Below are 23,224 nucleotides of genomic sequence, written 5' to 3' on the forward strand. Positions count from 1 at the left end.
TTTAAATTTTATTGTGCAAGGCTTTTTTGTACATCATTATTAAATTCTTCTTCACATTCACGAATAATTTTCCCAATATCATGGCTATAGATATAATCCCAGCCAATCCATTTAAAATTCTGATGTTCTTCTAAATGGTTATCCACATTTGGATTTGTTGACGGGAATTTTCCATTTGCAGAAAAAATTGTTCCAATTTCATTTGACATAAATAAGTCCATAAATGGCTTGATTTTATCTGCCTTAGATTTTTTTGTAATCATAAATATTGGGCTTAGTAAAGCTCCATCTTTTGGCCATACAGCCTCCAAATCTCCTGTTCTGTCAATCATCTGCGAAAAGAAGTATGGAATAATGCTGACAGCAGGGGCTTCTGGTGTTCGAGTTCTGGCTTTTACCATTTGAGCTGGATGCAGGCTCTTTTTGTATGAACGTGCCAGTTTATGTATCCCATCCATTCCGAAATCTTTGTAAAGATTTGCAAGAAGGGCATTAAACAAGTCCAAATCAGCCATTGGCAATGCAACTGAGTCTTCAAATTCTTCATTTAACAAGTCTGCCCAAGTTTCTGGTACTTTTCTGTCACCTAAAGAAGTTTTGTTTACTAAAAATATTGCTGGCACGACTCCCATTATTGCGTAACGCTTTTTAGGATCCCGCAAGTCAATAGTTTCGTTGCAGAAATCTTTATTCATATTTTCAAGGTGTGTTTCAAAAATACCATTTTCCATATATTGTCCCATCAAATTCTTATCAAAAAACAGCTCAAATCCAGCCGAAAGCAATATATCCGAAACTTTATCAGGATTACCTGTCTTAACTTTTTCTACAACCCAGTCGAGTCCTAAATTTGCTGATTTCAGAGTATACGAAATAGTATAATCATTTTTTTCATTTTGCTCATTTACCCAGTCTTTTATACCTTCTAAAAGTGGTATTCTGATAGGGCAAGGCAGAACTCCTTCAATTATCAAGTCACTATTTTCATCAGCTTTGCTTTCATCCAGTGAAACATCAATATCTGCATCTTTTTTTAAAAATGTTTCCAGCTTTTCAACAAACAGTTTCTGATTAATTTTTTTTGACATAAGTGCCATTCTTAACTTAATATTTTTCCCCATAACCTCAAGCATCTGTTTATTTTTCAATTGTTCAAATCCATTTGCAATAAAAAAATCCAAAGCTTCAGGATATTTATTTATAATTTCATAAAGTGTATCGTCTAAACTAAACATATTAATTTTTCTCCTTGATCTTAAATATTAAAAAAAGAGTCTTGTTTGGGAAAATAAAAATATTTTCTGACTCTTTTTAATAAGTTTTGTAAAATTGTCCAGCGCAATAGATTATAGCATAAAAAAAATTATAAAAGTGTAATGTGTGTTACGAAAATAAATAAGAAATATTACATATTCAAATTTTTGGAAAAATTAAATAATTTTAGGATTTAATCGGAACAACTGCAATTTTTTAGTTTGGTTTTAAAGCGGTTTTATTATAAAATAAAAAAATAGAGAATATCAAAGTTTATACAAAAAAATCCTTGAAATTAAATTGAAAAAATGATATGATTAAATATAATAAATTATATAAAGTTTGTTTAAATAAAGACTTTTAGAAATAATAAAAAAACGTTTTTTTGGAAAATGTTAATTTATAAATTTTAAAAGTTAAAAAATAAAAAACATATGATTAGATTTAGGAGATAAATTGAGCTTATTTGTTTTAAAAATAATTGGGTTAATCACAATGTTTTTGGATCATTATCAGTTTATAATTGGTGGAAGTGAGATATTGAGGGTTATTGGAAGGATTGCCTTTCCAATATTTGCATTTACGCTTAGTGAAGGGTATGTTCATACACGGAATTTGAAAAATTACTTTCTTAGGATATTTGGTTTTGCGGTGGGCATTCAAGTGCTTTTTACGCTATTTGGGTACGGCTATGCTGTCAATGTATTTTTTACATTGTCTCTTGGGCTTGTTGCGATTTATATTTTGAATTTGAGAAAAAATTGGGTAAAAGAGCCTTTCATGAAGATTATAAAGGCCATTTTAACTGCAGCTGTATTATATTTGGCTCAAAAGTTTCAAATGGACTACGGCGCTTATGGGATTTTATTAATAATGATTTTTAATATTTTTAGAAATGATAAATTTAAAATATTAATGAATTTTCTTATATTAAATGTTTTGGATATAATTTTTCCAAATGTTTTTCAAGTTCCTGATATGCAGATGTTTTCACTAATTTCATTGATTTTTATTTTTATGTATAATGGAAAAAAGGGAAGAAGTATGAAATACTTTTTTTATTTGTTTTATCCAGTACATTTTTTTATTTTAGGAATAATAAAATTTTTTTTTAGAAAAGAAATGATAACTTTAAATGTGGAAGGATACGTTTGACTATATAAATTTTTGGAGAGGGAAAATGACAAAAAAGGAAAGGTTGAAAAAAGTATTTCCAATATTAGAAAAAAAATTTGGGGTTCCAAGAGCCGCACTGGAGTTTGAAACGCCTTATCAGCTGATGGTTGCGGTGATTCTGTCGGCTCAGTGCACTGATGCACGTGTAAACATTGTTACAAAGGAGCTGTTTAAAGTTGTGAAAGAGCCGAAGGACATTAGGAAAATGGATTTGGCAACGCTGGAAAAGTACATAAAATCAACAGGTTTTTATAAAAATAAAGCCAAAAATATAAAATTGAATGCTGAAATGATGCTTGAAAAATATGGCGATGTGATTCCGAAAGAGCTTGAAAAACTGGTAGAACTGCCAGGAGTAGGGCGAAAAACGGCAAATGTGGTTCTAGGCGAGCTTTGGAACATTCGTGAAGGAATAGTTGTTGATACGCATGTCAAAAGATTATCAAACAGGATAGGTTTTGTAAAAAATGACAATCCTGAAATTATCGAGCGGGAATTAATGAAACTGATTCCAAAAAAGCATTGGTTTGTATATTCGCATTACATGATTTTGCATGGGCGGGATAAGTGTATTGCTAGAAGGCCTAAATGCGATATATGTGAAATTCGGGATTATTGTAAATATAATCTTGATAATTTAAAAAAAAGGGAATGAATAATTAATAAAAATAATTACGATAAATTTTTAAAATATAAATATTATAGAAAGGAAAAAAATGTATAAGAAAGTAAAAAGAGTTTTGGTTTTGGGAGTGCTGGCATTATTTGCAGCTTTAGTTTATGCGGAAGGGGAGCAGGAAACAGGTGCCGCACCGAAGGAAAGTCATGTTACCGTCAGGGAAGAAAAGTCTAAAAGTTCGGCTTCAAAAGAAAATAGCGGGTATGATGAGATTGAGCAGGCGACAAGAAGGGGACATGAAAAGCATTCTAGACATGGTAAAAAAAGAAAACATTCACAGTTTGAGGAAAATGGTGAAAATGCTGGGAATCAGGCAGATTTAAAAAATCCTAAGGGAAAAGACGACAGTAAAAACAAGACGGCAAAAAAAGATAATAAAGCAACGCCAAAGAAAAAGCTTGTACAGGCAGTGGAGCATGAACATGAAGGAGTTTCCCATTATTATGGCGAAGTTATAAAGTTTATTGCAACTACAGACGGAAAAGTTTTAAAGGATAAAATGTCAAGACAGAAACATCCGATTGCCTCACTTACAAAAGTTATGAACATTCTTGTGGCACTCGATCAAGTTGACAGAGGAAATGCAAGGCTGGATGACAAAGTGTGTTTTACGCCTGAAATAGTAAATATGGGCGGAAGTTGGCTAAACGCCAAGGCGGGAGATTGCTACACATTAAAAGACTTGCTTCGTGCAGAGATTATTTATTCGGCAAACAATGCGGCGTACCTGGTGGCACATCATATTTCAAAAGGGAATATGGATAACTTTGTAAAATTGATGAACGACAAGGCAAGAGAACTTGGAATGAATGATACGCATTATTATACTCCAGCGGGACTTCCAACTTCGATGACCCATAAGAACATGGATATTTCAACAGCTTATGATATGTATCTGCTTGGAAGAAGAGCCATAAGGGATGAAAGATTGAGGGCATGGATGAAAGAATCTGAACTTGTATTGCAAAATTCAGAAGGTGAAGATGTGGTTTATAACAACAGAAACCATTTGCTTGATAAATTTGGAATTTATGGATTGAAGACAGGATTTCACGCAGAGGCTGGGTACAATATGATTGTTTCAAGTAAAATTGGGAATCTGGAAATTATTTCCGTTACACTTGGAAATAAAAGCGATGATGCAAGAACTGAAGATCAAAAACAGGAATTTACCAAGCTGGAAGAACGAATGATACCAGTTTATAAAGAAGGGCAGGAAATCGGAAATACATTTAAAGTCAGAAATGCAGAGAAAAAAGAAATAAAAGGCGTTTTATCAAGCAATGTATATCAACTGGACAATACAAATTATAAATTTAAGATAAAAGATTTACAAGTTACCGCTGAAAAAGAAGGAATTGCCAAAGGTGATGTGATTGGCAAGCTGGAAGTGCTGTCAAATGATGACAAAGTCGTAGGAACAGTTGATATTGTAGCGCAAAATGATTACAAGCAGTTATCGCTGTTTGGAAAAATTTTGAGATTTATAACTTTTGGACTGGTATAGAAATTTATAAAAATAAAAAATTGAACTGTTTAGAAAAATTAAATGGTTCTTTTTTTATTTATCTGACATAATTATAATGTAATTTAAATAAAAATATGGTAGAATATACACGAATCAGTTTAAAATTGAACTGGAAAAAAATTAAGCGAATCTAGATTTGCGCAGCATACCCTTTAAATTTAGTTTTAAATGGTATTACTGGAATCTGTATGGCTAAAATTGTTAAAAGAGGAGAAATATATTTATGAAAATATTGGGTGTTATACCGGCAAGATATGCGTCCAGCAGGTTTGAGGGAAAGCCGCTTAAGGATATTTGCGGACATGCTATGATCGAGTGGGTTTATAAAAGGGCAAGAAATGCTGATATTGATGAGATTGTCGTGGCTACTGATAACAAGAGAATTTTTGAGGTGGTAAAAAAGTTTGGCGGGAATGTGGTTATGACGGCTGAAAATCATCAGAATGGAACTTCCAGGATAATAGAAGTTATAAATAAAGATGAGTATAAAAACTATGATTTTATAATAAATATTCAGGGAGATGAGCCGCTAATTGACATTGAGTCAATCAATATTCTGGCAAATAATTACAGAAATGAAAAATCAGAAATCGTTACATTGAAGCAGGAAATGAAATCCCGAAAGGAAATTGAAAATCCAAATCATGTAAAAGTTGTTACAGACTTTAATGACAATGCCATTTATTTTAGCCGTTCGGTAATTCCGTATGAGCGTGATAAAAATAGCAGTGGAAATATCAAGTATTTTAAACATGTTGGAATTTATGGCTATACAGCGAAGTTTTTAAATGAACTGAAAAGTTTAAGGGAAGGCGTTTTGGAAAAGATAGAGTCGCTTGAGCAGCTTAGATTTATTGAAAATGGCTATAAAATAAAGGTTTTGGAAACTGATTCAAATGTGATAGGTGTGGATACACAAGAGGATTTGAGGGAAGTTGTTAAATTTATAACAGAAAATGGAATAACATTGAATAAATAAAAATGTTATAAAAAGGAGAAAATTTTTATGGAAAATGGAGTAATGATACAGTATTTTGAATGGAACTTGCCGAATGATGGGAAACATTGGCAAAGATTAAAGGATGATGCAAAACATCTAAGTGAAATTGGTGTAAGTGGAGTGTGGATTCCGCCAGCATATAAAGGAACTTCACAATTTGATGTGGGATATGGTGCCTATGATTTGTGGGATTTGGGGGAATTTGATCAGAAGGGCACTGTCAGAACGAAATACGGGACAAAGCAAGAACTGATTGAAGCGATAGAGGAACTTCATAAATACAATATAAATGTATATCTGGATGCAGTTTTGAATCATAAGGGAGGAGCTGATGAAACAGAGAATTTTTTGGCGATAGAAGTTGATCCGGAAGACAGGACTGTGGAAATATCAGAGCCTTTTGAAATAGAAGGCTGGACAAAATTCACCTTTCCAGGAAGAAATGACAAATATTCTGCATTTAAGTGGAATTACAATTTTTTTGACGGTATAGATTTTGACAATAAAACTGGTAGAACGGCGATTTATAAAATTGTCGGAGAAAATAAGGATTGGGACGAGGGAGTCGATTCGGAGCTTGGAAATTATGACTACCTGATGAATGCAGATGTTGATTTTTCACATCCTGAAGTGAGAGAGGAAGTAATCAGATGGGGAAAATGGGTTGTAAATGAACTGAAAATTGATGGATTCAGGATGGATGCGGTAAAACATATAAAAGATGAATTTATAGCGGAATTCTTGACACAAGTAAGAGCAGTATATGGAGAACAGTTTTATTCTGTCGGTGAATACTGGCGAAACGACTTGGAAAAATTGAAGGAATATCTGGATAATGTCGGTTATAAGACTGATTTGTTCGATGTCGGACTTCACTTTAATATGTACGATGCTTCCAAAAAGAAACAAGATTATGATTTAAGAGAAATTTTTGAACATACAATAGTAGCAACAAATCCGATGGCAGCCGTAACATTTGTAGACAATCATGATTCCCAGAAGGGAAGCGCTTTAGAATCACAAGTTGACAGCTGGTTTATTCCTCATTCATATGCTATAATATTATTGTCAAAAGACGGCTATCCATGTCTATTTTATGGAGATTATTATGGAGTAGGCGGAGAAAAAAGCCCGCATCAATGGATAATTGATAAACTTTTAGAAGTAAGAAGAGTGCATGCTTATGGTGAACAGATAAATCATATGGACAATCCAAATATAATTGCAATTCAAAGGACTGGGCGAGATGAATGGACTGGCTGTGTAGCTGTGCTTTCAAATTCTGACGAGGAAGGTGAAATCCAAGTGGAAGTTGGAAAGGAACGGGCTGGACAGGTTTGGCAGGAAGTTACAGGCAGCGGATACGAAGATGTTACAGTAGACGAGGAAGGAAATGCCAGTTTTAAGGTTGAAGGTGAAAAAATTTCTGTATGGATACGTAAAAGTTAAGATTAAAATACCGAAATTATTTATTATTGTAAAGGAATAAATAAAATTAAAAAGTTAAAATATAGAAAAATTTTTTAGGTTAATTTAGATAAAAACCAGATTGAGAGGTAAGAAAAATGAGAAAAATTAAAATTACAGGAGCAATAATTGCATTAATGATGAGTTTAAGTTCTTGTACGGCAGTAGCGTTAGGAGCGGGAGCAGTTGCTGGAGGATATACCTGCTTGAATACAAATCTTTGTAATAAATTGAAAAAGTAAACAGTCAAAATTGTAGGGGCATAGGGTTTTATGCCCTTACGTTAAAAAATTGAAATACATAAAATGTTAAACAGGAGAATGGGAAAAATATGAGAAATAGTAACGCAAGAGAAGAAATTTTGGAAAATATACAGAGGATAGTTGTAAAGGTGGGAACTTCTACGCTTACTACTGAAAACGGGCATCTGGATATTGAAAAAATAAAGGAAATTGTGCTGGAGCTGAGCAATTTGCAGGATAAGGGATATGATGTGATTCTTGTGAGTTCCGGTGCGGTTGGTGCTGGAATGGGGCTTCTTAATATAAGTGAAAAGCCTAAGACTCTGGCGGAAAAGCAGATGTTGTCAGCAGTTGGACAGGTTTCGCTTATGCAAATTTATCAGACGCTTTTTAAGGAGCACGATAAGATAATTGGGCAGCTCTTATTGACAAAAGAGGAATTTTCAAATAGAAAAAGATACTTGAACATGAGAAACGTCTGTAATGCCTTTCTGAAAAGGAAAATTATTCCGATTATAAATGAAAATGATGCAATCGTGTCTAATGCGCTGAAAATAAAGGTTGGGGACAATGATACGATGTCAGCGCTTGTTTCGGGATTGATTGATGCTGATTTATTAATTATTTTATCAGATATTGATGGACTTTATAATAAAAATCCTAGGAAATATGAGGATGCGAACCTGATTCATATGGTTGGGGATATTAATGAGGATATAAAGCAGATGGCGGGTGCTGAAGGCTCAAAATTTGGAACTGGCGGAATGATAACAAAAATCATTGCTGCGGAAATGGTAACAAAAATCGGGACAAGCCTTGTAATTGCCAGCGGAGATGATCCGAAAAATATAACTAGAATCGTAGAAAAGGAAAATATAGGAACGCTTTTTGTGAAAAAAAATAAAAAAATCAGCCTAAGAAAATACTGGCTTGCATATGGGCCTAATAAGGAAGGCGCCTTGACAATTGACAATGGTGCAAAAGCGGCATTAAAAAGTGGAAACAGCTTATTGTCAGTTGGAATAAAATCTATTGAAGGAAATTTTGATAAAGGGGCAGTTGTCGAAATAGAGGATTTGGAAGGAAAAGTTGTTGCAACAGGAATTTCAAACTATTCATCAGAGGAAATAAATCTTATAAAAGGCGTAAAAAGTGAAAATATAGAGGAAGTATTGGGGTACAAATATGATGACGCTGTGATTCATATTGATAATGTTGTCATAAGAAAATAAAACTGTGAAATTGAATGTTTTAGGATATATTTATAAAAATTAAAGATAAAAAGAAAATGAGGGAAAATATGAATTATATAGAAGAACTTGGGAAAAAAGCAAAAGCTGCTTCAAGGGAACTTTTGAAAATAGGTACAAAAACTAAAAATGAAGCATTATTGGCAATAGCGGATGAACTGATAAATAAAAAAGAAGAAATAAAGGCTGCAAACAGAATAGATATGGAAAATGGTAAAAAAAATGGAATGGCATTTTCCTTATTAGATAGAATGGAGCTTACAGACAGTAGAATCGAAGGGATGGCTCAAAGTCTGCGTGAAATGGCTATGTTTCTAGATCCAATTGGAGAGGTTGTTACAGGCTGGAATCACAAAAATGGAATGAGTATTGCTAAAAAAAGAGTTCCGCTCGGAGTAATCGGAATGATTTACGAATCTCGTCCAAACGTTACAGTAGATGCGGCAGGACTTGCAATAAAATCTTCAAATGCGATAATTTTACGTGGGTCAGAAGACGCCCTAAATTCGAATATTTATTTGAATAATTTGTTAAATAGAGTTGCAGATGCTCACGGATTGCCAAAAAATACAGTTCAGCTTGTGGAAAAGCCAGAAAGGGAACTTGTAAGGGATTTAATCCGTGCAGACAAATATATTGACGTAATTATTCCAAGAGGAGGAAAAGGGTTAAAAAGATTTATCGTAGAAAACGCAACAATCCCAATGATAGAAACAGGTGCAGGAATCTGTCACATCTTTGTGGACGAAACAGCTGACATAAAACAGGCATTACCAATCATAGAAAATGCCAAAGTCCAACGTCCAAGTGTATGTAACGCAATCGAAACAACACTTATCCACGAAAATATTGCAAAAGCAATCTTGCCAGAATTAACAGAAATGCTTTTAAAAGACGGTGTAGAGTTAAGATACAGCGAAGAAGCATTGGAAATTGTTGGAAACAGAAGTGATGTAAAATTAGCAACAGAAGAAGATTTTGGAGCAGAATACCTTGATTTGATTATGTCATTAAAACTGGTAAAAAACGTAGATGAAGCAATTGAATATATAAACAATCACGGAACACACCATTCTGATTCAATCCTGACAAAATCCATCGAAAATGCTGAAAAATTCCTAAACGAAGTAGATTCAGCCAACGTTTATTTAAATGCCTCAACAAGATTTTCTGACGGAGGAGAATTCGGCTTTGGTGGAGAAATTGGAATTTCCACACAAAAACTGCATGCTCGTGGGCCTATGGGAATTAGGGAGTTGACAACGACGAAGTATGTGATTAGAGGAGAAGGGCAGGTTAGAGAATAATTTTTTAAAAGAGATGATAAAGAGCAGTAAAATTGTTCAATATCATCTTTTTTTATTTATAAAAATTTGTAATTTATTAAAAAAATTAAAAAATAGATATACAAACATTTCAAAAAATGATATAATTTTAGCAATCCTTGAGAAAGGAGGTGCATTACGATGAGAATGTTATTGATAAAAATCTTAATTGTAATTTTATTACAGATAGTAATAATTTTAATTCAAGAATTTTGGAAATAACTAAAAAAGAGAGCTTACTTACCCGGTTAGCTCTCTTTTGATTTGTACATTACAATGAGAATTTTTATTCTTTTACATTCTTATTATAACATTTTATAATAAAAAATTCAACTTAATTTAAAATATTTTTTTTAATTTTTTGCAAATAAATAATTAATAAAAAGATTAAGAAATTTCTGTAACATCTTTCACTTTATAATGTCCAGCACCATTAATTATATCCGCTATCAGTAAATCGTCAACTTCTTCATTTAAAGTAACTTTTACATTTTTGTCAGAAAGATTTACTTCCACATTTTCCACTTCTGGCAATCCGTATAAAACATCTTCTACTTTTTTAGCACAGTTTTCGCAGTGCATTCCTTCTATTTCAACAAGTTTTTTAATCATTTCAAAACCTCCATAAAATTTTATTTTTATTTATACACAAAATTTTAAATTAATAGTTTTGTGTTAAGTTTATTATATAAAAAAATTTATAAGAATGCAAGAAATTTTGTATATGCAATAATTTTGAAAAAATATTTGTAAGACAAAAAATGGATATGTAATTGTGAAAAATATGTTATAATAGTAAAAATGAAGAAAATGGGAGAATTTCATAATGAATAAAATAAGTATTTCATACTGGTATTTGGGATATTTGTTATTAATGGGAAAACTCTTTATGTTGTTGAATAATGGGGAATCGGGAAAACTTACAGGAATATATCTGCTGGTAATTATTACAGGGATATTTTTTCTAATTTGCGTAGATGGCATAAAAATGGAAGGCAATAAGTACATAACAAGTTTTATTGCCGGTTTTACGATGTTTTTTATAAAATATTCGAGTTATAGGGATTTGAATAAAAGATTTAATATAGCTGTTATAACTTATTTGATTTTATTGTTAGCAGTGCAGATGGCAATACTAATTTTTCAGGAAATAAAAAGAAGAAAGTGGAAATCTATTTTTTTTATGATATTAATATTTTTTCAATCTGTAAAGTTTGTCAATTTTATGACAATTTATTACTGGGAACCACGTAATATTGTATATAGTTCATATTTTTCCAAGATAAAAGATAAGGAAGAAATGAAAAAAATAATAAAAAAGTTACCTATGATAGATTCGGTAAGTATTACAGAATTTAAAAAACCAAAACAGTATGATGATGATTTTGATGTAAAGGAATTTTCTGGTGAAATTGATCAAGTGATTGATATTTCAGTAAAATATTCAGTTAACGGCGAAGGGTTAAACAGTCTAGTTAAACAAGTTAAAAATTATTTGAAGTTGGTTGGAGATGAAAAAAAGACAACAAGAATTTATATAACTGATAGATATGCGTATTATAAGCCAATAAGAGTATATGAAATTAAAAATGGCGTTATAAAAATAAGATATATAAGAGAAAATGTACAGTATACTGATTCATCGTTTACAGATTTATTCTTGGATATAGTAAAAGTATTGAAAGGTAAAAGTGATTTTGATAATACAGCAGGGGAGTATTATGAATAATTGAGATTCAGTGATAAAATAAACTTAAAATAAAAAATAGAAAAATTAGGAGGAAACTGGTAATGAGCCATTACTTTTCAGAAAAGCAGGAAGTGAAGTCAGATAGGAAAATAATAAAATACGAAATAGAAAATAAAAAATTTGAATTTGTGACAGATAATGGAGTATTTTCAAAGATAAAGGTGGATTTTGGAACAGATGTTATGTTAAAAGTTTTTTTGAGAGAAAATATGAACAAAAAAAATCAAAAATTTGATGTGCTTGATATTGGCTGTGGATACGGGGTTGTATCGGTTGTAATGAAAGCATTTTTCCAAAAAATTAAAACTGTTTCTTCAGATGTGAATGAAAGGGCTTTGGAGCTTACAGCAGAAAATCTTTTAAAAAATGAAGTTGTAAAGGATGAAAATGATGAGTTTGGAGTAAGAAAATCTTTTGCATTTGATAATATTTCTGAAAAGTTTGATGTGATTTTGTCTAATCCGCCAATTCGGGCTGGAAAGCAGACTATTTTTCAGATTTATGAAAAAAGTTTTGAGCATTTGAATGAAAATGGGGAATTTTATTGTGTAATTCAGACAAAGCACGGAGCAAAAAGTACGCAGAAAAAGCTGGAAGAAGTCTTTGGGAATTGTGAAACGTTAGAAATTGATGCAGGGTATAGAATTTTTAGAAGTGTTAAGAAATAGAAAAAAACTGTAAGAAAAGTTGTAAAATAAAAATAATTGACAAAATGGGATAAATACTGTATTATGATAAGGTAAATAAAAAATATCAGTCATTTTTTTGATTTCTATGTAAAATTAAATATCAAAAAATAAATGTAAAAAAACTGGACATTTATTTACTTTTTTGTTATAATAGAAAGGATCCGAGGTGATTATTTATGGCAAAACAGGATGTTCTTGAGCTGGAAGGCGAAATAATCGAGGCGTTGCCAAATGCGATGTTTCAAGTAAGGCTCGAAAATGGACACGAAGTTTTAGGACATATCTCAGGAAAAATGAGAATGAACTATATAAAAATTTTGCCAGGAGATAAGGTTACGGTTGAAGTTTCTCCGTATGACTTATCAAGAGGTAGAATTGTATATAGAAAAAAATAACAGTTGGAAGGAGGGTTTTTAGTGAAAGTAAAAGCTTCAGTAAAACCTATTTGTGACAAATGTAAAATTGTTAAACGTCACGGAAAAGTAAGAGTAATATGCGAAAACCCTAAACATAAACAAATACAAGGATAGTTTTAAAATATTTTTTATTTTAAAAAACAGATTAATAAACCTAATAACATTTTTATTAAAATATATATAGATTAAATAAAAAACAAAATTACTATGGATATTGAAATAAAGATTGTAAAGGTATGTTTAGCTGTAGGGCTTATTCCTTATATTGTGTATGTGAGGGCATATTGAAGAAGATTAAAAATATCAAAACGAGGAGGAAAAAATTTGGCTAGAATAGCAGGAGTAGATATTCCAAGAAATAAAAGAGTAGAAGTTTCTTTAACATATATTTTTGGAATCGGTAGAAGCACTTCAAACAAAATTTTAGGAGCAACTGGTATCGACAGAGATACAAAAGTGAAAGACTTGACAGAAGAACAAGTGGCAAAAATAAGAGCTGCTGTGGAAGAGTACAAAATTGAAGGAGAGTTAAGAAAAGAAATCAGACTTAACATCAAACGTCTGCTTGACATTAAGAGCTACAGAGGATTAAGACATAGAAATGGATTGCCTGTAAGAGGACAAAAAACTAAAACAAATGCAAGAACTAGAAAAGGGCCAGTTAGAATGGCAATTGCTAAGAAAAAATAATAAACTATTAAGTTAAAGGAGGAAACCATAAGTGGCAAAAAGACCAGCAACTTCAAAAAAGAAAAAATTAAAAAATATTCCTAACGGAATCGCATATATACATTCTACTTTCAACAATACTGTTGTTACTATAACAGATTCAGAAGGTAAAGTAGTAATCTGGAAATCAGGAGGAACTTCAGGGTTCAAAGGAACTAAAAAAGGAACTCCGTTTGCAGCTCAAATAGCAGCTGAACAAGCGGCTCAAATAGCAATTGAAAACGGGATGAAACAAATTGAAATCAAAATAAAAGGACCTGGATCTGGAAGAGAAGCTTCTATAAGATCAATACAGGCTACTGGATTAGAAGTAACAAGAATAGTTGACATAACTCCAGTACCTCATAATGGTGCAAGACCACCTAAAAAGAGAAGACCGTAATTTTATAAACTAAGGAGGAAAAAGATAAATGGCAAGAGATAGACAGCCTGTGTTAAAAAGATGTAGAAATCTTGGTTTAGATCCTATTGTTTTAGGGGTAAACAAAAAATCAAATAGAAATATTAGACCAAATGCAAATAGAAAATTAACTGAATATGGAACACAACAAAGAGAAAAACAAAAAGTAAAATTTGTTTACGGAGTAATGGAAAAACAATTTTATAAATTATATGAAGAAGCAACAAGAAAAGAAGGAGTAACAGGGGAACTTTTACTTCAATATCTTGAAAGAAGATTAGATAACGTAATTTACAGATTAGGATTTGGTGCTACAAGAAGACAAGCAAGACAAATCGTAAGTCACGGGCATATTTTAATCAATGGAAAAAGAGTAAACATTGCATCATATAGAGTAAAACAAGGTGATGTAATTACAGTTAAGGAAGATTCTAAGGAATTAGCTTTAATTAAGGAATCTATTGGGCAAAAGGCAATTCCAGGGTGGTTATCACTTGAAGAAAATACTTTAAAAGCTCAAGTGCTTGAAAATCCAGGAAGAGACGCAGTTGACTTTGAGGTTGACGAAGCGATGATTATCGAGTTCTACTCTAGATAATAATATTTTAATCGGAGGAGATGAATTAGCTTGTTAAATATTGAAAAAATAGCTAAAAATGTAAGATTAACTGAAGAAAAAGAAGATAATTATACAGCAAAGTACACACTGGAGCCTCTGTATAGAGGATACGGAAATACTATTGGAAATGCACTTAGAAGAATATTGCTATCATCAATTCCAGGAACTGCAATAAAAGGAATTAAAATTGAAGGTGTATTAAATGAATTTTCAACAATTGAAGGTGTAAAAGAAGCAGTCACAGATATTATTTTGAATATAAAAGAAATAGTAGTTGAAGCTGATGAGCCTGGTGAAAAGAAAATGACACTTTCTGTGAAAGGACCAGCTGTAATTACAGCGGCAGATATCCATGTAGAACCTGGATTAAGAGTTATAAATCCTGAGCAGGTTATTATGACAGTAACAACTGATAAACAGATTGACATAGAGTTTCTTGTGGATTCTGGAGAAGGGTTTGTAGTTTCTGATGAAATTAATACTGATGGATGGCCAATAGGATATTTGGCAGTTGATGCGATTTATACGCCTATCAAGAGAGTAAATTATAGTGTTGAGGATACTATGGTTGGACGTGTTACAAATTATGACAAGTTAATTTTGGAAATTGCGACAGATGGAAGCATTGAAATTAAAGATGCCTTGTCTTATGCAGTTGAATTACTAACTTGGCATTTGGAACCATTTACAAATATTGGAAACGGTATGAGCAAATATAGAGATAGCGAAGATGAATTGACAGAAACTGATGCTGAAAATGAAAATAACATTGAAGATATGAAAATCGAAGAGCTTGACTTTACAGTACGTTCTTATAATTGCTTGAAGAAAGCAGGAGTAAATACAATTTCAGATTTAACTTCAATGACATATAATGAATTATTGAAAATTAAGAATTTAGGAAAGAAATCACTAAATGAAATTATCGATAAAATGAAGGAACTTGGTTACGATTTAGGTGATAATCCAAGTAATGATGAGTAATCATATAAAAAATTAAACCAGAATTTAGAATAAAATCTCAAACGAGGAGGGAAAATGAATCATAATAAATCATATAGAAAACTGGGTAGAAGAACAGATCATAGATTAGCTATGCTTAAAAATATGACAATTTCTTTAGTAGAACATGAGCAAATTGAAACAACAGTAACTCGTGCTAAAGAATTAAGAAAATTTGCTGAAAAAGCAATTACTTTAGGGAAAAAATATAATAATTCAACTGATACAGCAAGAAGAGTACATTTAAGAAGACAAGCCTTTGCATTTTTAAGAAATGAAGGAGCAGTTGCAAAAATCTTTAATGAAATTGCACCTAAATATGCTGAAAGAAATGGTGGTTATACAAGAATCATCAAAACTGCTGTAAGACGTGGAGATTCAGCTGAATTGGCAATTATTGAATTAGTATAATAATTATAATAGTTAAAAGGCATAGGTTTTATACTTATGTCCTTTTTTTATTTTGTGTTTATAGTAATTTTCATTTAAAAAGTTGAAAAGATATTTTATTTATTTTCTGGCAAAGGGTTAAAATTTCTTATTAAATAGGATTTATAATAAATCTAGTACTCTAATGTGAAATATTATAAAATTTTTGTTAAAAAATAAAATGTAGTAAAAATATAGAATTAATCAGATTTGTAGAATCTTATCAATATTTTTAAAAAATAGAAGGAGAAATTATGAAGAAAAAATTGATTGTAATGAGTTTATTAATTTCAGTAGCAGTTATGGCTACTGAGATATGTACTATGAAAAGTTTAGATTTTAGCAAAACTCAAAAAAGTGTAGAAAAGAATGAAGATAAAAAATCACAAATGGGAGTACCTATGAATAAAAAAGTAATAACCGAAGATATGATAACAAATAAAACAGAAAATGGTTACAACTTAAATTTTGATGCAAATAAAAATTATACAACAAAAACAGCTACTGTTAATGGAAAAACTGTTACTTATCGTGCCTATGAAAATATAGTTTATGTAGCAAAACCAATTGATATTGCGTATCAAACTATAAATATCTATATTCCAGAAGAATATTTTAAAAATAAATCAGTTGGAAAATACAATGCAAAAACTGCACCAATATTTTTCCCAAATACAGTTGGAGGATATATGCCTGGAGCCGCTGGAATTCCTGGAAACGGGAGAGACGGAAATCCTGATGCTTCATTAGTTGCACTGTCAAATGGGTATGTTGTGGCAAGTCCTGGAGCTAGAGGTAGAACTTTGGAAAAGGATGGGAAATATATTGGAAAAGCACCTGCTGTAATTGTAGATTTGAAAGCAGCTGTAAGATATTTGCATTATAATGATAATAAAATGCCTGGTAGAGCTGACAGAATTATTTCTAATGGGACAAGCGCTGGAGGAGCAGTTTCAGCTCTGTTAGGTGCAACTGGAAATAGCAAGGATTACGAGCCTTATTTAAAGGAAATTGGTGCATTGAAGGCTAGAGATGATATTTTCGCAGTTTCAGCCTATTGTCCAATAACTAATTTAGAAAATGCAAATACGGCTTACGAATGGATGTTTAACGATGTGAAAACATATAAAAAAATTGATATTACAATGTTAGATTACAATGTGGAAAGAAAATACACTGAAGGTACATTGACTGATGATGAAATTTCACGTTCAAATGACTTGAAAAAAATGTTTCCTGATTATGTGAATAGTTTGAAATTGAAGGACAAAAATGGTAAACTTTTGACATTGGATAAAGATGGAAATGGAAGTTTTAAAAATCAGATTAAACAGTATTATATTGATTCAGCAAATGCGGCTTTGAAAAAAGGAACTGATTTATCGAAATTTGATTTTTTGACGATAAAAAATGGAAAAGTCATAGATTTGGATTATGATAAATATATTGCCTATATGGGTAGACAAAAAACGCCTGGAGCCTTTGATAATGTGGATTTGTCAACAGGAGAAAATAATGAGTTTGGAGATGAAACTACGAATAATAAGCATTTTACAGAATATATGCTGGAACATTCGACAGTGAACGGAACGATGGCGGATAAGAAAATAATAAAAATGATGAATCCGATGAATTATATTGCAAGTTCAAAAGTAAGATACTGGAGAATAAGACACGGAGCAATTGATAAGGATACTTCGCTTGCAATACCTGCGATACTTGCCATAAAATTGGAAAATCTTGGGAAAAAAGTTGATTTTGCGTCGCCTTGGGCAACTCCACATTCAGGAGACTATGATTTGACAGAACTATTCAAATGGATGGACAAAGTTGTAGCAGAAGGAAGATAGTGTGAGGATAAAAGGTATAAAAATTAAAAATAAAATATTCATAAAACTGCTTTCATATTTTGGAGCATCTCTTTTTTTGTTTTCGATCGTAATTGGAAGTATTTTTGGATATATTTATATTCAGAATACTGTCAGCCTTCATAAGAAAAACTTGGAGGAAAGGGCTTACAAGATTTCAACGACTCTTTCAAAAATGTGGTTTGAACACGAAAATGGGAATTCTGAGAATAAAGACAGGCGAAAACAAGATATGCCCCCGCCAAAGGGAGCCAATCTCAATAAGCCATTTAGACGTGAAACAGCTAAAATTATAGGAAATATAAATGGAAAAGTTTTTGAAACTAATATTATAGAAAATATACGGGAAGATAAAAAAAATCAAAACGAAAATAATGAAAACAATCATTTTCACAAACATAGGCTAGTTGATGAAAAAGATAACAATATAAAAATTTTTAAAAGTATGAGAATGATAGAAGACATTGCAATGGGGGAAGTATGGATTGTGGATGCAAAGACTGGAAATATTGTGCAAGGAAGAAGTGACAAAGAGGAGCCATTTTCATATTTAAAATTGCCACCAAATGCAGAAGAAACAATAAAAAAGGCATTAAATGGGATAACGACTACAACAGAAAATTTTAATGATTTGTTAAATGAAAATTCGATTACAGTAACGGTTCCAATAAAAAATGGGAACACAATTGAAGGAGTGGTTTTGCTGCATTCACCAGTAAAATATATGTCATCGGCTCTTGAAAGTGGAATTTATACGCTCATTTTCAGTATTCTAGCAGCTCTCATCCTTGCGAGTATCAGTGCCGTCTGGCTTTCCATCAGCTTTACAAAGCCACTTAATAAAATTCGTGATACAACAACAGAATTGGCAAAGGGAAATTATGAAGTAATGACAAATGTAAATCAGAGCGATGAAATTGGAGAGCTTGCAAAAAGTATTGATAAACTGGCACTTCAGTTGGATAAAAGTTCCAAGGAAAGTGAACGTTTTGAAAAAATGCGTCAAAATTTTATTGCAAATATTTCTCATGAGCTGCGAACGCCGATAACTGTAATCCGAGGTTCGATGGAAGCGATTTGTGATGGAATTATTAGCGAGCCTGAGCAATTAAAGGAGTATAATAAGCAGATTTTGTCAGACAGTATCCATTTGCAAAGGCTTGTTAATGACTTGATAGATTTGACAAAACTTCAGAATACAGATTTTTCTATTGACAAAAGTACAATAAATTTATTTGAAATTATAAATGATGCCGTAAGGAGCATGAAGCAGATTTCGACTAAAAAAAATATAAAAATTAATTTTACGGCTAAGAATAGTGCTGAAACTGAAAGTTATCTTTTTACAGGAGATTATCAGAGAATTCGGCAAATGATAATAATTGTGCTGGATAACGCTATAAAATTTTCCAATGAAAATCAGAAAATTGACATCTTTTTAAAGAAAGCGGACAAAGGATATGAACTTAAAATTTGTGATAACGGGAAGGGGATAAATCCTGAAAATATTGGCAAAATTTTTAACCGTTATCATAAGTCAAATACTGAGGAAAATAAAAATGGAATGGGACTGGGACTTGCAATTGCAAAGGAAATTGCGATACGGCATAACATTGAAATTTTGGTGGCAAGTAAGCCAGATGTACAAACTGTCTTTACTTTTTTGATTCCTTTTGGTGAGTTATCTTAAAGTAAATATAGCAAAAAAATAAATTTTGGTATTAAAAATAAATAAATGTATTGACAAAATTTAGAAAAAGGTATAAAATTATAATGGGTACAAAGAGAGAAGTAAATGTAAAAGTTAATTATTTTACTCAAGCAATATATTTATTTTTACTGTTCAATTGAAATTAAAATATAAATAATAAATGATAATTAGGAGGAAAAATGCATATAGAAAACGTTGGTGAATATTTGAAGAAGAATGGAATAAAACCTTCAGTACAAAGAATGAAGATATTTCAATATCTACTAGATCATCATACACATCCAACGGTTGATGATATTTTCCAAAGTTTATCTCCTGAAATGCCGACTTTATCAAAAACTACAGTATATAATACATTAAACATATTCGTCAGTAATAATATTATTCAAGAAATCATAATAGAGGAAAATGAAGTGAGATATGATGTAGTTACAGAGGATCATGGACATTTCAAGTGTAAATCTTGTGGAGAAATAATTGACTTTGATGTAAATTTATCAGAATTTGATTTGTCAAAATTGGGCAATGTGGAAATTGATGAAATACATTTCTACATAAAAGGTACTTGTGAAAAATGTTTAGAAAAGAAAAACTAAGATTAGAAAATAATTATTAAAATAGAATTTGGAAGTGAAGAGAATATGAAACTAAACAAAGAATTAGAAATCTTGTTAAATAATCAAATAAATATGGAGCTAGCGGCATCGTATCAATATCAGGCTATGGCTGCATATTTTGATGACAGAGCATTGGAAGGATTTGCCAAATGGATGGATAACCAGGCAAAAGAGGAAGTTGAACATTCAAGAAAATTTTACAGTTATGTTTTAAAAAGAAATGGAAAAATTGAATTTTTTGGACTGGATAAACCTAAAATGGATTTTACATCAGTGAAGGAAGTATTTGAAGCTGCTCTTGCACATGAGGAAGCTGTAACAGCCTCTATCGAAAACATTCACAAACTTGCAAGAGAACTGGGAGATTATGGAGCAGAAGTGTTCTTGAATGAATTTGCCGAAGAACAGGAAGAAGAGGAGGAACAAGTTCAAAAATTAATTGATAAAATTGTTTCGCTTAATGTTGATAATAATAGTGCTACATTATATTTATTAGACAAGGAAATGGGAACAAGAGAATAAGCAGGCGTATAATTTGGCAATTATATAATATAAAGTGGTTTTTCAAAAATGGCTAAGTATGCACGATTTGAGGAGGGCATGATAAAAGTATTTAGCTGTTTTTTCAAAACTCTAAAAAATTTTAAAATTGACAAAAGTAAAAGAAAAAAACCTATTTACTAAGAATTAAAATAAACTTTAGCAATAGGTTATTTTTTTATATAAAAGTATCTGCTATTTTCTGAAGCTCAGAGTTATCAGCGCCATCCAAATATGCCTTTATAATATGTTTACAAGCCAGATATCTTTTTTCATAGCTGCTTGACTTTACTGTAATGTATTGAATGCCGTATTCCTTATACAGTTCCTTCAGTAAATTCTGAAATTTTCCACGTCTGTCATCATCCCCAATTGAACGCAGCCCATCGTTTACCCAGGCAACATTATTTTCAAGTAAAATTGTCAAGTCAAATCTGTAATTTTGCACAAATTCACGAACTATAGGATTGTCCCGCTTCTCATAAGTTAGGCAAAAGGCTAGGGTGGCTATATAGTCTGTATCAATTAATGCAAATTTATTGGCATTTCTCGCAGCATACAGAACATTTGACTGATGTCCAAAAACGATTTTTTCATAGTCAGAATATTGCAATGATTCTTCATCCCCGCCCAGTTTTTCAAAAACATATTCACGTCCGTATTCCCAAGCGGAAGTTGTATTGAAAACATTTGCAAGTTTGTCTATCATTACGCTTTTTCCACTGCTTTCCCCGCCGCAGATTGTAATAATAGGGATTAGATGCTCCCTTACTTCACGTGGCAGAAATTCCCAGTATTTGCTTGGATTTTCCCGTATCTGCTTTGAATTTACGTTGTATTCAATATAGTTTTTGTCAATTGATTTCGTTTCAGAACCAAAATGCTTTAAATTGTATTCCTTATCTCCATCTCGGTTGCTTATGAAAATCACATCATTTTTCCAGTCTATTTCTTCTTTATTTTCCAGCTTTTCTCTTTTTTCGATTTCATTTCTTAAGGCTGTCGCCCATTCTTCCCAGTTGTCGCCTTGTTGGGAATAGTTGTTTTCATCCAGTAAAAAGGATGAAATATTGGGCTGATTTTTAAATGTCTGTTTAACGAAACGCAGTCTGTCCTTTGGTGTGATTTCTTTTACAAAACGGGAATTGGAAGTAAGCAAATCGTCAGCATCATCAGAATATGAGATAACGACGTATAATCTGTCTACAATTCCGCTGGCTCTTTGAATGAAGTTTACATGTCCGATGTGAAGCGGGAAAAACTTTCCGATAATTATTCCTATTTTTTTCATTGGTTTTGTTTCCTTTTCTAGTTTAGTTTTAATGGTTTTGCTCCAAAATTATATGTAAAAAAACTTCCATATGTAAATATAGAAGTCTTTTTGTCTGTTATTTGTTTCGTTTAGAATATTCTTCCATTTATTTTTTTTCTTCTTTAATATTTTGTACTAATTTTGCAAGAATTCCGTTTAAAAAGTCTTTTGTATCATTGTAGGAATATTTTTTTGCAATTTCAAGAACTTCATTAATTGCTATTTCGTATCCTACATCTTTTATAGTGATTTCATAAAAAGATATTTTCAGCAAAACTTTTTCTATTGTTCCCAAACGCTCATAAGTCCAACCGTCCAGCACTTCCCGTATTCTTTCAATTAGAATATTCTGATTTTCAATTATTTCTGTAACATAACTTCTTAAAAAGTCAATTTCTTCATCTTTTTTTAAATTTTCTTCACTAATTACATCATTTATTCTTTTGTCAATATTGTTGTCAATTAATTCGTATTCAAAAAGAAGTTTAAATATTTCTTCTCTAATTCCTCTTCGTGTCATTAGTTTTCCTTTCCAGATGGGGAAGTATCGTTTTGTGCATCATTTTCGTTTTTTAGATTTGTATTTTCGCCATTACTGTTTTCTTCCTTTTGAACAGTTGGGGAATCAATGATTTTCTTTTCAATGATTGTTTCACCTAAAACTTTTTTCAATTTTACTTTACTTTTTTTTACGGTAATTCCAGTTGCCTGAAAAATGTAGTCAGATAATTTGTTTTGAATATCTGCCAATTTTTCATTTAGGTTATCGACGTTATAAGTGTCTACAGTGGCTTCTATGACGACAGCCTTTCCGCTTGGATATGACTTTACTTTTGAATTTTTTATAATTTCAAGCCCGCTTAAAAAGTCTTTTGATGTTTCATTTATTGTTTTGATGGAAACTTCAATTTCTCCATTTTTATTTTTAACTTTTCTATTTTGAGAATATTTTGTTAATTTATTAATGTATGAAAGTGAAAATATAACTAAATAGATAATTGATAATATTCCAACCAGAATTTTAAAATTTAGGCTGTTTAAATCAACAAAACTGTCGAGCTGCCCTAAATAGTCAGTCCTAAACAGCATATCTGATACGCTTGAAAATGCAATGCTAATAAATCCAAGTATAATAGATAATTTTGCCAAAAATCCTAATATTGCAATCATTAATATGTACTGTCAGAAATATACCATATTTTTATTAATATGAGAATTAAT

The 23,224-nt window shown here is 31.4% G+C and carries 26 protein-coding genes; 21 read left to right on the forward strand and 5 right to left on the reverse strand.

All coding sequences use genetic code 11. The features are described 5' to 3' along the window. Window positions 1-8 precede the first annotated feature (8 nt). Window positions 9-1,235 (reverse strand): ABC transporter substrate-binding protein, encoded by a 1,227-nt coding sequence (locus tag HW275_RS08295; protein ID WP_178936074.1) that lies wholly within the window; start codon window positions 1,233-1,235, stop codon window positions 9-11. 475 nt (window positions 1,236-1,710) lie between these two features. Between HW275_RS08295 and HW275_RS08300 the strand changes: the two genes are divergently transcribed. From HW275_RS08300 to HW275_RS08335, 8 genes are all read left to right on the forward strand, one after another. Then, window positions 1,711-2,409, forward strand: a complete 699-nt coding sequence (locus tag HW275_RS08300) for a TraX family protein (RefSeq protein WP_178936075.1) — start codon at window positions 1,711-1,713, stop codon at window positions 2,407-2,409. A 25-nt stretch (window positions 2,410-2,434) separates the two neighbouring features. Beyond that, a complete protein-coding gene (nth, locus tag HW275_RS08305) occupies window positions 2,435-3,085 on the forward strand; it encodes an endonuclease III (protein WP_178936076.1) in 651 nt (216 codons plus the stop codon). Between the two features lie 61 nt (window positions 3,086-3,146). After that, window positions 3,147-4,616, forward strand: a complete 1,470-nt coding sequence (locus tag HW275_RS08310; RefSeq protein ID WP_178936077.1) for a D-alanyl-D-alanine carboxypeptidase family protein — start codon at window positions 3,147-3,149, stop codon at window positions 4,614-4,616. Window positions 4,617-4,860: 244 nt separating this feature from the next. After that, the gene (gene kdsB, locus HW275_RS08315; protein ID WP_178936078.1) at window positions 4,861-5,616 is read left to right on the forward strand and encodes a 3-deoxy-manno-octulosonate cytidylyltransferase; all 756 of its coding nucleotides are present in this window, start codon (window positions 4,861-4,863) and stop codon (window positions 5,614-5,616) included. Between the two features lie 27 nt (window positions 5,617-5,643). Further along, window positions 5,644-7,086: an alpha-amylase gene (locus HW275_RS08320; RefSeq protein ID WP_178936079.1), complete on the forward strand. Its 1,443-nt coding sequence runs from the start codon at window positions 5,644-5,646 to the stop codon at window positions 7,084-7,086. Between the two features lie 116 nt (window positions 7,087-7,202). Beyond that, window positions 7,203-7,346 (forward strand): hypothetical protein, encoded by a 144-nt coding sequence (locus tag HW275_RS08325; protein WP_178936080.1) that lies wholly within the window; start codon window positions 7,203-7,205, stop codon window positions 7,344-7,346. Window positions 7,347-7,435: 89 nt separating this feature from the next. Beyond that, on the forward strand, window positions 7,436-8,578 hold the full coding sequence (gene proB, locus HW275_RS08330; protein WP_178936081.1) for a glutamate 5-kinase: 1,143 nt from the start codon (window positions 7,436-7,438) through the stop codon (window positions 8,576-8,578). Between the two features lie 68 nt (window positions 8,579-8,646). Beyond that, window positions 8,647-9,903 carry a glutamate-5-semialdehyde dehydrogenase gene (locus HW275_RS08335; protein ID WP_178936082.1) on the forward strand — a complete coding sequence of 419 codons (1,257 nt, stop codon included), beginning with the start codon at window positions 8,647-8,649 and terminating at the stop codon, window positions 9,901-9,903. A gap of 405 nt (window positions 9,904-10,308) precedes the next feature. On the opposite strand, the gene HW275_RS08340 is transcribed toward HW275_RS08335, so the two are convergent. Further along, window positions 10,309-10,533 carry a heavy-metal-associated domain-containing protein gene (locus tag HW275_RS08340; protein ID WP_178936083.1) on the reverse strand — a complete coding sequence of 75 codons (225 nt, stop codon included), beginning with the start codon at window positions 10,531-10,533 and terminating at the stop codon, window positions 10,309-10,311. A gap of 214 nt (window positions 10,534-10,747) precedes the next feature. Here HW275_RS08340 and HW275_RS08345 point away from each other — a divergent pair, with 214 nt between their 5' ends. The 13 genes from HW275_RS08345 to HW275_RS08405 all read left to right on the forward strand — a co-directional run bounded on the left by HW275_RS08345 (window position 10,748) and on the right by HW275_RS08405 (window position 20,673). Further along, window positions 10,748-11,650, forward strand: coding sequence for a hypothetical protein (locus HW275_RS08345; RefSeq protein WP_178936084.1), 903 nt, complete (start codon window positions 10,748-10,750; stop codon window positions 11,648-11,650). 62 nt (window positions 11,651-11,712) lie between these two features. After that, the gene (locus HW275_RS08350; protein WP_178936085.1) at window positions 11,713-12,339 is read left to right on the forward strand and encodes a class I SAM-dependent methyltransferase; all 627 of its coding nucleotides are present in this window, start codon (window positions 11,713-11,715) and stop codon (window positions 12,337-12,339) included. Between the two features lie 197 nt (window positions 12,340-12,536). Next, window positions 12,537-12,755, forward strand: coding sequence for a translation initiation factor IF-1 (gene infA / locus HW275_RS08355; RefSeq protein ID WP_006805851.1), 219 nt, complete (start codon window positions 12,537-12,539; stop codon window positions 12,753-12,755). Between the two features lie 21 nt (window positions 12,756-12,776). Next, complete coding sequence (gene rpmJ, locus HW275_RS08360) at window positions 12,777-12,890, forward strand: 50S ribosomal protein L36 (protein ID WP_015770204.1); 114 nt, start codon at window positions 12,777-12,779, stop codon at window positions 12,888-12,890. Between the two features lie 210 nt (window positions 12,891-13,100). Then, complete coding sequence (gene rpsM, locus HW275_RS08365; protein WP_026747749.1) at window positions 13,101-13,466, forward strand: 30S ribosomal protein S13; 366 nt, start codon at window positions 13,101-13,103, stop codon at window positions 13,464-13,466. A 31-nt stretch (window positions 13,467-13,497) separates the two neighbouring features. Then, entirely contained in the window at window positions 13,498-13,887 is a 390-nt protein-coding gene (gene rpsK, locus HW275_RS08370) for a 30S ribosomal protein S11 (protein ID WP_178936086.1), read from the forward strand. Window positions 13,888-13,915: 28 nt separating this feature from the next. Continuing rightward, window positions 13,916-14,503, forward strand: coding sequence for a 30S ribosomal protein S4 (rpsD, locus tag HW275_RS08375; RefSeq protein WP_178936087.1), 588 nt, complete (start codon window positions 13,916-13,918; stop codon window positions 14,501-14,503). 30 nt (window positions 14,504-14,533) lie between these two features. Continuing rightward, complete coding sequence (locus HW275_RS08380) at window positions 14,534-15,508, forward strand: DNA-directed RNA polymerase subunit alpha (protein WP_178936088.1); 975 nt, start codon at window positions 14,534-14,536, stop codon at window positions 15,506-15,508. 54 nt (window positions 15,509-15,562) lie between these two features. Beyond that, on the forward strand, window positions 15,563-15,937 hold the full coding sequence (gene rplQ / locus HW275_RS08385; RefSeq protein WP_178936089.1) for a 50S ribosomal protein L17: 375 nt from the start codon (window positions 15,563-15,565) through the stop codon (window positions 15,935-15,937). 272 nt (window positions 15,938-16,209) lie between these two features. Beyond that, on the forward strand, window positions 16,210-17,805 hold the full coding sequence (locus HW275_RS08390; protein ID WP_178936090.1) for a subtype B tannase: 1,596 nt from the start codon (window positions 16,210-16,212) through the stop codon (window positions 17,803-17,805). A gap of 76 nt (window positions 17,806-17,881) precedes the next feature. Next, window positions 17,882-19,513, forward strand: coding sequence for a cell wall metabolism sensor histidine kinase WalK (locus HW275_RS08395; RefSeq protein ID WP_255460048.1), 1,632 nt, complete (start codon window positions 17,882-17,884; stop codon window positions 19,511-19,513). Between the two features lie 200 nt (window positions 19,514-19,713). Further along, window positions 19,714-20,130 carry a Fur family transcriptional regulator gene (locus tag HW275_RS08400; RefSeq protein WP_178936092.1) on the forward strand — a complete coding sequence of 139 codons (417 nt, stop codon included), beginning with the start codon at window positions 19,714-19,716 and terminating at the stop codon, window positions 20,128-20,130. A gap of 45 nt (window positions 20,131-20,175) precedes the next feature. Next, complete coding sequence (locus HW275_RS08405) at window positions 20,176-20,673, forward strand: ferritin (RefSeq protein ID WP_178936093.1); 498 nt, start codon at window positions 20,176-20,178, stop codon at window positions 20,671-20,673. Window positions 20,674-20,869: 196 nt separating this feature from the next. On the opposite strand, the gene nadR is transcribed toward HW275_RS08405, so the two are convergent. From nadR to amaP, 3 genes are all read right to left on the reverse strand, one after another. Next, window positions 20,870-21,982, reverse strand: a complete 1,113-nt coding sequence (nadR, locus tag HW275_RS08410; RefSeq protein WP_178936094.1) for a multifunctional transcriptional regulator/nicotinamide-nucleotide adenylyltransferase/ribosylnicotinamide kinase NadR — start codon at window positions 21,980-21,982, stop codon at window positions 20,870-20,872. A gap of 127 nt (window positions 21,983-22,109) precedes the next feature. Beyond that, window positions 22,110-22,523, reverse strand: a complete 414-nt coding sequence (nusB, locus tag HW275_RS08415; RefSeq protein WP_178936095.1) for a transcription antitermination factor NusB — start codon at window positions 22,521-22,523, stop codon at window positions 22,110-22,112. After that, window positions 22,523-23,173: an alkaline shock response membrane anchor protein AmaP gene (gene amaP / locus HW275_RS08420; RefSeq protein ID WP_178936096.1), complete on the reverse strand. Its 651-nt coding sequence runs from the start codon at window positions 23,171-23,173 to the stop codon at window positions 22,523-22,525. Before amaP ends, nusB begins: the two co-directional genes overlap by 1 nt. Window positions 23,174-23,224 lie beyond the last annotated feature (51 nt).

The organism is Leptotrichia sp. oral taxon 223 (assembly GCF_013394795.1).
GTDB lineage: Bacteria > Fusobacteriota > Fusobacteriia > Fusobacteriales > Leptotrichiaceae > Leptotrichia.

Coding starts and splice junctions, on each gene's coding strand:
- HW275_RS08295 (WP_178936074.1), bottom strand. CDS start 1,235: ATGTTTAGTTTAGACGATACACTTTATGAAATTATAAATAAATATCCT.
- nth (WP_178936076.1), top strand. CDS start 2,435: ATGACAAAAAAGGAAAGGTTGAAAAAAGTATTTCCAATATTAGAAAAA.
- HW275_RS08310 (WP_178936077.1), top strand. CDS start 3,147: ATGTATAAGAAAGTAAAAAGAGTTTTGGTTTTGGGAGTGCTGGCATTA.
- kdsB (WP_178936078.1), top strand. CDS start 4,861: ATGAAAATATTGGGTGTTATACCGGCAAGATATGCGTCCAGCAGGTTT.
- HW275_RS08320 (WP_178936079.1), top strand. CDS start 5,644: ATGGAAAATGGAGTAATGATACAGTATTTTGAATGGAACTTGCCGAAT.
- HW275_RS08325 (WP_178936080.1), top strand. CDS start 7,203: ATGAGAAAAATTAAAATTACAGGAGCAATAATTGCATTAATGATGAGT.
- proB (WP_178936081.1), top strand. CDS start 7,436: ATGAGAAATAGTAACGCAAGAGAAGAAATTTTGGAAAATATACAGAGG.
- HW275_RS08335 (WP_178936082.1), top strand. CDS start 8,647: ATGAATTATATAGAAGAACTTGGGAAAAAAGCAAAAGCTGCTTCAAGG.
- HW275_RS08340 (WP_178936083.1), bottom strand. CDS start 10,533: ATGATTAAAAAACTTGTTGAAATAGAAGGAATGCACTGCGAAAACTGT.
- HW275_RS08345 (WP_178936084.1), top strand. CDS start 10,748: ATGAATAAAATAAGTATTTCATACTGGTATTTGGGATATTTGTTATTA.
- HW275_RS08350 (WP_178936085.1), top strand. CDS start 11,713: ATGAGCCATTACTTTTCAGAAAAGCAGGAAGTGAAGTCAGATAGGAAA.
- infA (WP_006805851.1), top strand. CDS start 12,537: ATGGCAAAACAGGATGTTCTTGAGCTGGAAGGCGAAATAATCGAGGCG.
- rpsD (WP_178936087.1), top strand. CDS start 13,916: ATGGCAAGAGATAGACAGCCTGTGTTAAAAAGATGTAGAAATCTTGGT.
- rplQ (WP_178936089.1), top strand. CDS start 15,563: ATGAATCATAATAAATCATATAGAAAACTGGGTAGAAGAACAGATCAT.
- HW275_RS08390 (WP_178936090.1), top strand. CDS start 16,210: ATGAAGAAAAAATTGATTGTAATGAGTTTATTAATTTCAGTAGCAGTT.
- HW275_RS08400 (WP_178936092.1), top strand. CDS start 19,714: ATGCATATAGAAAACGTTGGTGAATATTTGAAGAAGAATGGAATAAAA.
- HW275_RS08405 (WP_178936093.1), top strand. CDS start 20,176: ATGAAACTAAACAAAGAATTAGAAATCTTGTTAAATAATCAAATAAAT.
- nadR (WP_178936094.1), bottom strand. CDS start 21,982: ATGAAAAAAATAGGAATAATTATCGGAAAGTTTTTCCCGCTTCACATC.
- nusB (WP_178936095.1), bottom strand. CDS start 22,523: ATGACACGAAGAGGAATTAGAGAAGAAATATTTAAACTTCTTTTTGAA.
- amaP (WP_178936096.1), bottom strand. CDS start 23,173: ATGATTGCAATATTAGGATTTTTGGCAAAATTATCTATTATACTTGGA.